This is a genomic window from Streptomyces sp. NPDC031474, from assembly GCF_055581185.1.
Genome location: NZ_JBVIJX010000011.1, coordinates 373,174 through 385,064, shown reverse-complemented (window position 1 = coordinate 385,064; position 11,891 = coordinate 373,174). Strand labels below are relative to the sequence as shown.

8 protein-coding genes are annotated in these 11,891 nt (G+C 73.4%); all 8 read right to left on the bottom strand.

Annotated features, from left to right (window positions below; genetic code table 11):
* Positions 1–62: 62 nt before the first annotated feature.
* A complete protein-coding gene (locus ACZ5SK_RS25235) occupies positions 63–1,007 on the bottom strand; it encodes a bifunctional riboflavin kinase/FAD synthetase (protein WP_099935834.1) in 945 nt (314 codons plus the stop codon).
* A gap of 224 nt (positions 1,008–1,231) precedes the next feature.
* Positions 1,232–5,053, bottom strand: coding sequence for a trypsin-like peptidase domain-containing protein (locus tag ACZ5SK_RS25230; RefSeq protein ID WP_457494150.1), 3,822 nt, complete (start codon positions 5,051–5,053; stop codon positions 1,232–1,234).
* A 267-nt stretch (positions 5,054–5,320) separates the two neighbouring features.
* A complete protein-coding gene (truB, locus tag ACZ5SK_RS25225; RefSeq protein WP_468576610.1) occupies positions 5,321–6,226 on the bottom strand; it encodes a tRNA pseudouridine(55) synthase TruB in 906 nt (301 codons plus the stop codon).
* Positions 6,226–6,675: a 30S ribosome-binding factor RbfA gene (gene rbfA, locus ACZ5SK_RS25220; RefSeq protein WP_079659156.1), complete on the bottom strand. Its 450-nt coding sequence runs from the start codon at positions 6,673–6,675 to the stop codon at positions 6,226–6,228. The genes truB and rbfA overlap by 1 nt, the downstream gene beginning before the upstream one ends.
* A gap of 44 nt (positions 6,676–6,719) precedes the next feature.
* Positions 6,720–7,013, bottom strand: a complete 294-nt coding sequence (locus ACZ5SK_RS25215; RefSeq protein WP_319676398.1) for a DUF503 domain-containing protein — start codon at positions 7,011–7,013, stop codon at positions 6,720–6,722.
* A 190-nt stretch (positions 7,014–7,203) separates the two neighbouring features.
* Complete coding sequence (gene infB / locus ACZ5SK_RS25210) at positions 7,204–10,335, bottom strand: translation initiation factor IF-2 (protein ID WP_334576762.1); 3,132 nt, start codon at positions 10,333–10,335, stop codon at positions 7,204–7,206.
* Between the two features lie 146 nt (positions 10,336–10,481).
* Positions 10,482–10,778 (bottom strand): YlxR family protein, encoded by a 297-nt coding sequence (locus tag ACZ5SK_RS25205; RefSeq protein ID WP_079659159.1) that lies wholly within the window; start codon positions 10,776–10,778, stop codon positions 10,482–10,484.
* A 113-nt stretch (positions 10,779–10,891) separates the two neighbouring features.
* Positions 10,892–11,890: a transcription termination factor NusA gene (gene nusA / locus ACZ5SK_RS25200; RefSeq protein ID WP_319340991.1), complete on the bottom strand. Its 999-nt coding sequence runs from the start codon at positions 11,888–11,890 to the stop codon at positions 10,892–10,894.
* Position 11,891: the final 1 nt, after the last annotated feature.

Here is an 11,891-nt window from a genome sequence, read left to right as displayed (position 1 = left end):
CAGGCGTAAGAACGCCGAAGGGCGGCCGGTGTCCTGGGACACCGGCCGCCCTTCGGCGTTCGCTACTGCGCCGCCACCAGTTCCCGGCAGCGCTTCACATCCCGCGCCATCTGCTCCAGCAGCCCTTCCAGCGACTCGAACTTCGCCTGGCCGCGCACGAAGGCGAGGAAGTCGACGGCGACGTGCAGACCGTAGAGGTCGAGGCCGACGCGGTCGATGGCGTACGCCTCCACCGTGCGCTCGGTGCCGTCGAACTGCGGGTTCGTGCCGACGGAGATCGCGGCCGGCATCGCCTCGCCGTCGACATGCAGCCAGCCCGCGTAGACGCCGTCCGCCGGGATCGCGGTGTGCGGCAGCGTCTCGACGTTTGCGGTCGGGAAGCCGAGTTCGCGTCCCCGTTGGGCCCCGCGCACCACGACCCCCTCCACCCGGTGCGGGCGGCCGAGGATCTCCGCCGCGCCCTCGACGTCGCCCTCGGCGACCAGACGTCGCGTCAGCGTCGAGGAGAACGGCTGGCCGCCGCCCGCCTCACCGCACAGCACCAGGTCGACGACCTCGACCTCGAAGTCGTAGACCTTGCCCTGCTCGGCGAGGAACTCGACGTTGCCCGCCGCCTTGTGGCCGAAGCGGAAGTTGGGGCCCTCGACGACCGCCTTGGCGTGCAGCCGGTCGACCAGGACCTTGACCACGAAGTCCGCAGGGGACAGCTTCGAGAACTCCGTCGTGAAGGGGAGGATCAGCAGCGCGTCCACGCCCAGCTCCGCCATCAGCTCGGCGCGGCGGTGGTGCGGGGCGAGCAGCGGCGGGTGGCTGCCGGGGCGGACGACCTCGCTGGGGTGCGGGTCGAAGGTGACGACGACCGAGGGAACGCCCAGTTCACGGGCGCGTTCCACGGCATGGCGGATGATCAGCTGGTGTCCGCGGTGGACCCCGTCGTAGGAACCGATGGTGACGACGCTGCGTCCCCAGTCCTCGGGGATGTCCTCCAAGCCACGCCAGCGCTGCACTGTGACCGCTCCTCGAACCCGTGTCCGTATCTAGCATTGCCTCTTACGCAGGTCTAAGGGTGCCATGCCGGGTGGCCCGTGCCCGCATCGGCATGGAGGCTGTGACCCGCCCCACGCGCGTCGGCCCATGCACGACGGCACACAGGGCGCCACACACGACGGCACGCAGGGCGCCACGCCCGACCGCATGCAGGGCGCGCCGCTCAGGACCGCGGGTGCGTGCTTCAGGCGGGCACCCGCACCCCCGCCAGGTTCTCGATCGTCCGGCGGGCGCTGGGGCCGACCACCGCGGCCCACTCCCCCGGCGCGTCGGTGAGCCAGTGCACCACCTGCGCGGCGAAGCCCGGCACCTGCCGTCCCAGGTCGACCAGAGCGCGGTCGAAGCAGGTCGCGCCGTCCGGGGTGCGGACGAGGAGGAGGCCGGTGCGGTGGACGAGGTCGCGCAGGTCCTCGCCGCTGCGCCCGGCGGCCCCGTGCAGGACGGCGTCCAGGACGGCGGGCGCGTGCTCGTGCGTGAGGAGATGCTCCAGGAGTTCGCGGCGGAGGGGACCGGAGTCCGGGGCGCCGGGCGCGGCCAGCACGCCGGCCAGCGCGGCCCGTACCTGCTCGGGGGCGCCGGCGTCCAGCAGGCCCGTGACCAGCGGGAGGAGGACAGCACGGGCGGCCGGGCCGTGGTCGAGCCGCCGGTCGACGTACGCGGCCACGTGCCCGGCGCTGTCCGGCCGTCGCTCCAGCACGTCCCGGACGAGGGCGGCGACCCGGTGGGCCGACTCGGGCGTGGTGACGTCGGCGAGCGCGGCCAGGGTGCTGCCCGCGTCCGCGCGGTCGGCGCCGCTCAGGCGGTTCCGGAAGGCGTCCAGGACCGGCTCGGGATGGGTGCTCAGGGCGGCGAGCAGCGCGCCCGGCGGCAGCTGCGGATCGCCCGCCTCGAACCGCTCCAGTGCCCGCGGAAGGTGGTGGGACCGGGTCTCGGGGTCCCGGACGAGGAGGGCGAGCGCGCCGCCGTGCAGCGCGCGGTCGGCGGGGCGGGCCAGGAGGGCGAGGGCCGCGTAGCGCAGCAGCCGACGGTCGGCGTCCGTCTTCGCGTGCGGGGCGGCGCGCAGTCCGTACGCCGCCGCCGCGACCCGGCGGGCCTGCCGCTCGTCGTGCGCCCACCGGTCGACGGCCCGGCACAGCGCGGACGGCTCGTCCTCGGCCAGGACGGCGAGCAGCTCGTCGGCGCGGTGGTGCGCGCAGTCGACGAGCACCTCCGTGAGGTCGTCCAGCGCCCGGCGCCGGTGGGTGTGCAGCAGCGCCTGCGCGGCCGTCGCCACGGTGGCGTGCGGGGTCGCGGGCAACGGCCGCTCGTCGTCGAACCAATGGGTGAGATACGGCTGTACGGCGGTGGGGTCGACGGCGAGGAGCCGGGCGACGGCGTCGAGGTAGCGGGGCGCGTCCGCGTCGCGCGGGGCGCCGTCGGCGAGGACCAGACGGCGCAGCAGGTCGAGGCGCGCGTCGGGCGGCAGGGCGATCTCCGTCCAGAAGGAGGGACCGAAGTCGACGCCCCGGCCGCCCTCCGCCGCCCCTGCCCCCACCTCTGCTCCCGTTCCCGCCCCCGTCCGCGTCCCCGCCTCCGCCTCTGTCTCCGTCTCCGCCTCTGAGCCGAGCCCGCCCCCCGCGCCGATCCGGTCCGCCAGCAGGCGCAGGACACCTGTGTACGGCGTCGCGTCGGGGACCCTCAGCAGGGTCTCGCGAAGCAGTCGGGCGGCCCACCACGAGTCCGGGTCGGCTTCCAGGGCGTGGGCCAACTCCCTCAGCCGGGCGGCGAGTTGATGTGCTCCCTGTTGGCGGGCGACGAGCAGGAGCGCATGGACGACCGGGCCGATGCGGTGGTGCGGAACGGGCAGCGGGTGGCCGCCCTGCTCCGGGGCGCGGCGGTCGTGGACCAGGGCGCGCAGGGCCTCGTCCAGGTCGAGGTGGACGCCCTGGATCCAGTCGGCGAGTTCCTCGTGGGCGAAGCGGTAGCCGGCGCCCGCGGGCACGAGGAGGCCCTCGGTGAGGACGGCGGACGCCCAGCCGGTGCCGCCGCCGAGGCGGGCGGGCGCTGGCCCCCAGGGAAACACCGTCTCGAACGACGCCCGGTCCAGTTCGCCCTGTCCCGGCCCGAGACTGCGCCGGGCGGCTTCGTGCACCTGGCCGGCGACCTTCGCCGCGAGGCGTCGTACGGCGGTGCCGCGCAGCCCGTTCTCGGCGGCGAGGCGGACGGCGATGCGCAGACACATCAGGTCCAGGTGGGCGGCGAGGACGTCGTCCCGGTCGACGGGGCCGCCCTGATCCGGCGGGCCGGGGAGGGCGGCGCGGATCTCGGAGAGGAGGCGCAGGGTGAGGGGGTGCCGGGCGTCGGGGGCGGCGAGGACGGCCTCCGGCAGGCCGTAGCGGGCGCGGGCCTCGCGCGCCTCGTCGGGGGTGAGGTCGCCCAGGCGGACGCAGGGCGGGAGCGGGTCTCCGGCGGCCGCGACCCCGTACAGCATCTCCGGCGGGAACTCCGCGCCCGCCCGCTCCCAGTACTCCCCCCGGCACGCCACCACCAGCCGCGCTCCCGTCTCCCGCAGCCAGGCCGCGGTGCCCTCGGTCCACTCGGCGAGCCGGTGCGCGAGGACCGGGGGCATCTCCTCGGGACCGTCGAGGAGCAGGAGCAGGGGCCGCCCGACGGCCCGCGCGAGGCCGGCGAGCCGCTCGGGACCGACGTCACCGAGCCCCGAGGAACCGCAGGAGCCGGAAGGACCGGAGCCGGCCGGTTCCGGCACCCACCGCCCGGCCCCCGAAGCCGAAGCCGTGCCCGAAGCCATGTCCGAAGCCGTCTCCGAGACCGCACCCACACACGCGCCCACACCCATGCCCGCGCCCGCGCTCGTGCTCGTGCCCCGGGCCGGGTCGGGAGCCGTGTCCGGAGCCGCGACGATGCGTGCCGCCCGGATCAGGGCGCGGCGGGCCGCGTCGGCGAGTGAGTCGTCCTCGTCCCGCAGGTCGGCGCCGCGCAGCCACAGGGTGGGGGCCGGTTGCGCGCCCCGGTTGCGGCGGGCCGCGAGGGCCGCGAGCTCGGTCGTACGGCCGGTGCCCGGTGCGCCGACGAGGCCGAGGACGGCCGCCGGGCTCGTCGCGAAGGCAGCGAACTCCCGTGCCGGGTGGGCGCGTTCGACCGGTTCCGATGCGGCGACGCGGGAGCCGGTCCCGGCGCGTCCCAGGGCGCCGGGCGGCCCGTCCGAGCCAACCGATGTGGCCGTCAGTTCCAGGATGCCCGCCAGGTTGAGGTCGGCCCCGTACGCGGGCACGGTCGCCGCGTTGCGGGCGAGCAACTCGGCGAGGGGACCGTCTGCCGGCGCCGGCGCCGACCACGGGGGCGGCTCCGACGCCGAGCCGTCGCCGTCCGGAATCCGGGTGCCCGGACGCAAGGGCACCGCGAAGCCGACGTCACGGTCCTCGGACCGCAGTGCGGTGCCGAGTACCGCGACGACCGCCCCGGTCCCGGCGTCGAGGACCGGGCCGCCGGCCGCGCCGCCGCCCAGCCGCAGCGCGTCCCGGCCCGCCGTGCCGATCGCCAGTTCCAGTGCCTCGTCGAGGACGTGCGGACGGTCGGTGGCCGTGTACGTCACCGGCGTCCCGGTCAGCACCCGCGCCTCGCGCCAGCAGCCGGCGGCCAGCCGGACGTACCTGCCGGACTCGACTCCCTCTCGCACGGTCACCGGCAGCGGGTCCACGCCGAGGCCCTCGGTGCGGACGAGGGCCAGGTCGAGCTCCGGGAGGGGCGTCACCGCGTCGGCGGTCACCACGCAGCCGCGGTCGTCAGCGGCGTACAGGACGAGCCGGGGCAGACCGTCGACGGCCTCGTGGCTGGTGATCACCGTGCCGTGGTGGTCGGCGACGAAGCCGGTGCCGCGGGGGCGGCCGGCGAGGTCGCGGATGCGAACCAGGCAGGCGTCCGGAGAAGGAGCGGGGCCGGAAGCGACGCCCCTGGGTTCGGTCTGTGCGCGGTGGCCCTCGCCGGTCCGCGGGCCTAGTCCCGCCATCGTGGTACCTCCCCGCCGCGCCCGCCTGCCCTCTGTCCGACGTCGACGGTAGGGGCGGGATGATCAGCGGGACAGATCACGCAGCGAACGCGCCCCCCTGCACTCCCTCGGTTCACTCCGAGCGCCTGCCCGGACGGGTGACTGAACGGGGGACGTTGGATACACCCTAGGGGTGGGGGAACCGAGGGGGGACCGTGGAGCGGCGGCGCAGCACAACCCCGTGTTCGCCGCTCCACGGGCAACGGCAGAAGGACTGTCCGGAGCCGGTCAGCCGAGCACGGCCAGGCTCTTCGCCTTCCCCTTCTGCTCCTCCACCAGGGCCAGGAAGCGGCCCTCGGGGTCGAAGACGGCCACTGCGCCCACGCCCGCGTACTCGTCGGGCATCTCCAGACGCACGCCGTTCAGGAGCAGCCGGGCCCGTTTGGCGTCCACGTTCCAGCGGGGGAACGCCGCGGCGGCCGCGTCGGCGATCGGCATCACGCTCAGCTCCTGCTGGAGCTGGTCGAGCGTCCTGGCCGAGTCCAGCTTGTAGGGGCCGACGCGGGTGCGGCGCAGGGCGGTGAGGTGGCCGCCGACGCCGAGGTCGGCGCCCAGGTCGCGGGCGAGGGCCCGGATGTAGGTGCCGGAGGAGCAGACGACGGACACGACCAGGTCCAGGACCGGGGTGCCGTCCTCGGCGACGGCGTCGCGGACGTCGTACACCGAGAAGGAGGAGACGGTGACGGGGCGGGCCGGGATCTCGAAGTCCTCGCCGTCGCGGGCCCGCTTGTAGGAGCGGACGCCGTCGATCTTGATGGCGCTGACCTTGGACGGCACCTGCATGATGTCGCCGCTCAGCTTGGCGATGCCCGCGTCGATCGCTTCCCGGGTGACCTTCGAGGCGTCCGTGGACCCCGTGATCTCGCCCTCCGCGTCGTCCGTCAGCGTCGTCTGCCCGAGCCGGATCGTGCCCAGGTACTCCTTCTCGGTGAGCGCGAGGTGCCCGAGGAGCTTGGTCGCCTTCTCGATGCCGAGGACGAGGACGCCCGTCGCCATCGGGTCGAGTGTGCCGGCGTGGCCGACGCGGCGGGTCTTCGCGATCCCCCGCATCTTGGCCACGACGTCGTGCGAAGTGAAGCCCGACGGCTTGTCGACGATGACAAGGCCGTCGGGCGGGGTCGGCTTGCGGTTCATCAGGCGGAGTCGTCCGTCTCGTCCTCGTCACCGGGCTTTTTGTACGGGTCGGCCCCGCCCGCGTACCCGGCGCCCGCGGACGCCTCGCGGACCTTCTCGTCGGCGGCGCGCGCCTTGTCGAGAAGGTCGTCGATGGTGCGGGCGTTGTCCGGCAGGGCGTCGGCGACGAAGGCCAGCGTCGGCGTGAACTTCACGCCCGCCGCGCGGCCCACCTCGGAGCGCAGGATGCCCTTGGCGCTCTCCAGGCCGGCGGCCGCTGCCGCACGCTCCTCGTCGTCCCCGTACACGGTGTAGAAGACGGTCGCCTCCCTGAGGTCACCGGTGACCCGGGTGTCCGTGATGGTGACGTGGGAGCCGAGCCGCGGGTCCTTGATCCCGCGCTGCAGCTTCTGAGCCACCACCTGCTGGATGAGGTCCGCCAGCCTCTTGGCGCGCGCGTTGTCGGCCACTGGTCCGTCTCCCGTTCTTTCTTCTTCTTGCCTTTTTCGGTCGGTCAGTCGTCTTCGCCGTGGAAGCGGCGTCTGACCGAGAGCAGCTCCACCTCGGGGCGGCCGGCGACCAGCCGTTCACACCGGTCCAGCACATCGGTCAGGTGCTCCGCGTCGCCGGAGACCACGGCGAGGCCGATCTTGGCCCGGCGATGGAGGTCCTGGTTGTCCACCTCGGCCGCGCTCACCGCGTACTTGCGCTGGAGCTCGGCGACGATGGGACGGACGACGGAGCGCTTCTCCTTCAGCGACCGTACGTCGCCGAGGAGAAGGTCGAAGGACAGAGTCCCCACGTACATGTGTAACCGGTTCACCCGCCGGTACGGGATCGACGGCCCTGCCGCCATGGGACAGGGACATCAAGAACGGTACAACGATCCGTCCGACGGCTCGACGGGGTTTTACCCCCTGGGGCCGGGGGCCGCAGCCCCCGGGACGGCGCGCCGGCCGACGGGACCATGTCCCGCCGGCCGGCAGCGACCATCGGCCTTACACGCGGGGCTTCTCCCGCATCTCGTACGTCGCGATGACGTCGTCGATCTTGATGTCGTTGAAGTTGCCGAGGTTGATACCGCCCTCGAACCCTTCGCGGATCTCGGTGACGTCGTCCTTGAAGCGACGCAGGCCCTCGATGTTGAGGCTCTCCGCGATGACCTTGCCGTCGCGGATGAGTCGGGCCTTGGTGTTGCGCTTGACCTCGCCCGAGCGGATGAGGACACCGGCGATGTTGCCCAGCTTGGACGACTTGAAGATCTCGCGGATCTCCGCCGTGCCGAGCTCGACCTCCTCGTACTCCGGCTTCAGCATGCCCTTCAGGGCCGCCTCGATCTCCTCGATCGCCTGGTAGATGACCGAGTAGTACCGGACGTCCACGCCCTCGCGCTCGGCCATCTGCGCGGCACGACCGGCCGCACGGACGTTGAAGCCGATCACGATGGCGTCCGAGCCCATCGCCAGGTCGATGTCGGACTCCGTGACCGCACCGACGCCGCGGTGCAGGACGCGGATGTCGACCTCTTCGCCGACGTCCAGCTGGAGCAGGGAGGACTCGAGGGCCTCCACCGAACCGGAAGCGTCACCCTTGATGATCAGGTTCAGCTGCTGGACCTCGCCGGCCTTCAGGGCGGCGTCCAGGTTCTCCAGGGAGAACCTGCGCGTGCGCTTGGCGAAGGCGGCGTTGCGCTCGCGGGCCGCACGCTTCTCGGCGATCTGGCGGGCGGTGCGGTCCTCGTCGACGACGAGGAAGTTGTCGCCCGCACCCGGGACGTTGGTCAGGCCCAGGACCTGGACCGGCGTCGACGGGCCGGCCTCGGCGACGTTGTTGCCGTTGTCGTCGAGCATGGCGCGCACACGACCGTAGGCGTCGCCCACGACCATCGTGTCGCCGACCCGCAGCGTGCCTCGCTGGACGAGGACCGTCGCCACGGCGCCGCGGCCGCGGTCGAGTCGGGACTCGATCGAGATGCCCTGCGCGTCCTGGCTGGGGTTGGCCCGCAGGTCGAGCGAGGCGTCGGCCGTGAGGATCACGGCCTCCAGCAGCGAGTCGATGTTCAGACCCTGCTTGGCGGAGATGTCGACGAACATGGTGTCGCCGCCGTACTCCTCGGCCACCAGACCGAACTCGGTGAGCTGACCGCGCACCTTGGTCGGGTCGGCGCCCTCGACGTCGATCTTGTTGACCGCGACGACGATCGGGACGTCGGCCGCCTTGGCGTGGTTGAGCGCCTCGACCGTCTGCGGCATGACGCCGTCGTTGGCCGCGACGACCAGGATCGCGATGTCGGTCGACTTCGCACCACGGGCACGCATGGCGGTGAACGCCTCGTGACCCGGGGTGTCGATGAAGGTGATCTTGCGCTCTTCTTCGTTGACCTCGGTCGCGACCTGGTAGGCACCGATGTGCTGGGTGATGCCGCCGGCCTCGCCCGCGATGACGTTCGTCTTGCGGATGGCGTCGAGCAGTCGGGTCTTGCCGTGGTCGACGTGACCCATGACGGTGACGACCGGCGGACGGACCACCAGGTCCTCGTCGTCGCCCTCGTCCTCGCCGAACTCGATGTCGAAGGACTCGAGCAGCTCGCGGTCCTCCTCCTCGGGGCTGACGATCTGAACCTCGTAGTTCATCTCGCCCGCGAGGAGCTGCAGCGTCTCGTCGGAGACGGACTGCGTGGCCGTGACCATCTCGCCGAGGTTCATCATGACCGCGACGAGCGACGCCGGGTTGGCGTTGATCTTCTCGGCGAAGTCGGTGAGGGACGCACCGCGCGACAGGCGAATGGTCTCGCCGTTGCCGCGAGGCAGCATCACGCCGCCGACCGACGGGGCCTGCATGGCCTCGTACTCCTGGCGCCTCTGCCGCTTCGACTTGCGACCGCGACGCGCGGGACCGCCGGGACGACCGAAGGCGCCCTGCGTGCCACCACGGCCACCGGGACCGCCGGGACGACCGCCGAAGCCGGGACGGCCACCGCCGCCGCCGAAGCCGCCGCCACCGCCGCCGGGGCCACCGCCACCGGGACGACCGGCGAAGCCGCCGCCGCCACCGGGACGGGCGCCGCCGCCGGGACCGGCCGGACGGCCGGCGAAGCCGCCGCCGCCACCGGGACGACCGCCGCCGGGACGACCGGCACCGCCGCCGCCCGGACCGCGGCCGCCGGGGCCGCCGCCGGGACGCGGGCCGGCAGCGGGACGCTGCGGCATCATGCCGGGGTTGGGACGCGGACCGCCCGGACGCGGACCGCCGGGGCCCGCACCCTGCGGGCGAGGCATGCCGCCCGGGCTCGGACGGGCGCCGCCCGGAGCCTGCGGACGAGGACCGCCGCCCTGGCCACCGGGGCCCTGGGGACGGGGACCGGCGCCGGGAGCGCCACCGGGGCCGCCGGGACGCGGTGCGCCCTGCGGACGGGGCGCCTGCGGGCGCGCCATACCGGCGTTGCCGCCGGAGGTGAAGGGGTTGTTGCCCGGACGCGGACCCGAGGGACGGGCGCCGCCCGGACGCGGGGCGCCGGCGCCACCGGGGCGCGGACCCTGCGCTGCGGCCGGACGCTGACCACGGTCACCGCGGTCACCGCGGTCACCACGGTCCTGACCCTGACCGGGCGCGGGACGGCCACCGGGACGGGGCGCGCCGGGGCGCGGTCCCTGGGAGGCCGGGCGCGGACCGGACTGTGCCGGACCGGACTGCGCGGGAGCGGCCGGGGCGGCCGGCGGAGCGGTGAACTCCGGGGCGGCCGGGGCCGGACGCGGCGCGGGCTTGGGACCCGGCAGCGGACGCGGTCCGGGAGCAGCCGGCGCGGGGGCCGACGAGGCGGCCGGAGCCGCCGGGGCAGCCGGAGCCGCGGGCGTCTGGGCCGCGGGAGGCTTGGGGGCGGCCGGCCGCGGAGCGGCCGGACCCGGACGGGCCGCCTGCGCCGGGGAAGGCGCCGCGGGCCTGGGGGCAGCCTTGCGCGGGGCGGGCTTGCCGCCGCCCTGGAAGGCGTCTGTCAGCTTGCGTACAACGGGCGCTTCGATGGTCGAAGACGCCGAACGGACGAATTCACCGAGTTCCTGGAGCTTGGCCATGACGACCTTGCTCTCCACCCCGAACTCCTTGGCGAGTTCGTATACCCGGACCTTAGCCACTTCGCTCCTTTTAGGTCCGGGTGTGTCCGGACCGTCGCTACTTCATGGGCGTACTCATCGCGTGCTCATCGAGTGCTCATCGCAATCTCGACCTACTTCCAACTCGCGGGGTACCTGAGCCGCGCGGGGGTTCCGTGCGACGCTTCTTACGGTGTTGCCTGCTCGGCAACGGTCGTCTGCTCGACGTACTGGCGCAACACCTTTGTGTCGAGCGCTCCCGGGGCTCGCAACGCCCTCGTGAACGCCCTGCGGCGTACCGCCTGGTCGAGACAGACCGGGGCGGGGTGCAGATACGCACCCCGGCCGGGCAGCGTACCGCGAGGATCGGGGACGCATGCGTCCTTGATCGCCACGATGCGCAGCAGCTCCGTCTTGGCCGCTCGCTTCCGGCACCCCACACAGGTGCGTTCAGGGCATGCTCCGGCGTGCGTCCGGCCAGACACTGTTAAGTCTACCTCCCCGCGGCGACCTCACCCCTTTGGGCCAGGATTCGAACAGTTGCCGCGTTACATCTGTCGTGATCTGAGCCTCCGCAGGCCGAGATCTATTCCCCGGGCTACTGCTCGGCGGGCTGCTCGGGCTGCTCGGTGTCCGGACGGATGTCGATCCGCCAGCCGGTCAGCCGGGCGGCGAGCCGGGCGTTCTGCCCTTCCTTGCCGATCGCCAGCGACAGCTGGTAGTCCGGCACCGTCACGCGCGCGGAGCGGGCCGCGAGGTCGACGACCTCGACCTTGGAGACCCGGGCCGGGGACAACGCGTTCGCCACCATCTCGGCCGGGTCGTCCGACCAGTCGACGATGTCGATCTTCTCGCCGTTCAGCTCGCCCATGACGTTGCGCACCCGGCCGCCCATGGGGCCGATGCAGGCGCCCTTGGCGTTCAGACCCGAACGGGTGGACCTGACGGCGATCTTCGTACGGTGACCGGCCTCGCGTGCGATCGCGGCGATCTCGACGGAGCCGTCGGCGATCTCCGGCACCTCCAGCGCGAACAGCTTCTTCACCAGATTGGGGTGCGTGCGCGAGAGCGTCACGGACGGGCCGCGCACGCCCTTCGCCACCCGGACGACGTACGACCGCAGGCGCAGGCCGTGCGCGTACGTCTCGCCGGGGACCTGCTCCTGCACGGGCAGGATGGCCTCCAGCTTGCCGATGTCCACCAGGACGTTCTTCGGGTCGCGGCCCTGCTGGACCACGCCCGTGACGATGTCGCCCTCACGGCCGGCGTACTCGCCGAGCGTCGCGTCGTCCTCGGCGTCGCGCAGGCGCTGCAGGATCACCTGCTTGGCCGTGGTGGCGGCGATACGGCCGAAGTCGGACGGGGTGTCGTCGAACGTGCGGGGCTCCTGCCCCTCCTCGAGGTCCTCGGGGTCCTCTTTCGCCCACACGGTCACATGCCCGGTCTCCCGGTTGAGCTCCACGCGCGCGTGACGGCGGCTTCCCTCGGTGCGGTGGTAGGCGATGAGGAGGGCCGACTCGATCGCCTCGACCAGCAGGTCGAAGGAGATCTCCTTCTCCCGAACCAAGCCCCGCAGGGCGCTCATGTCGATGTCCACG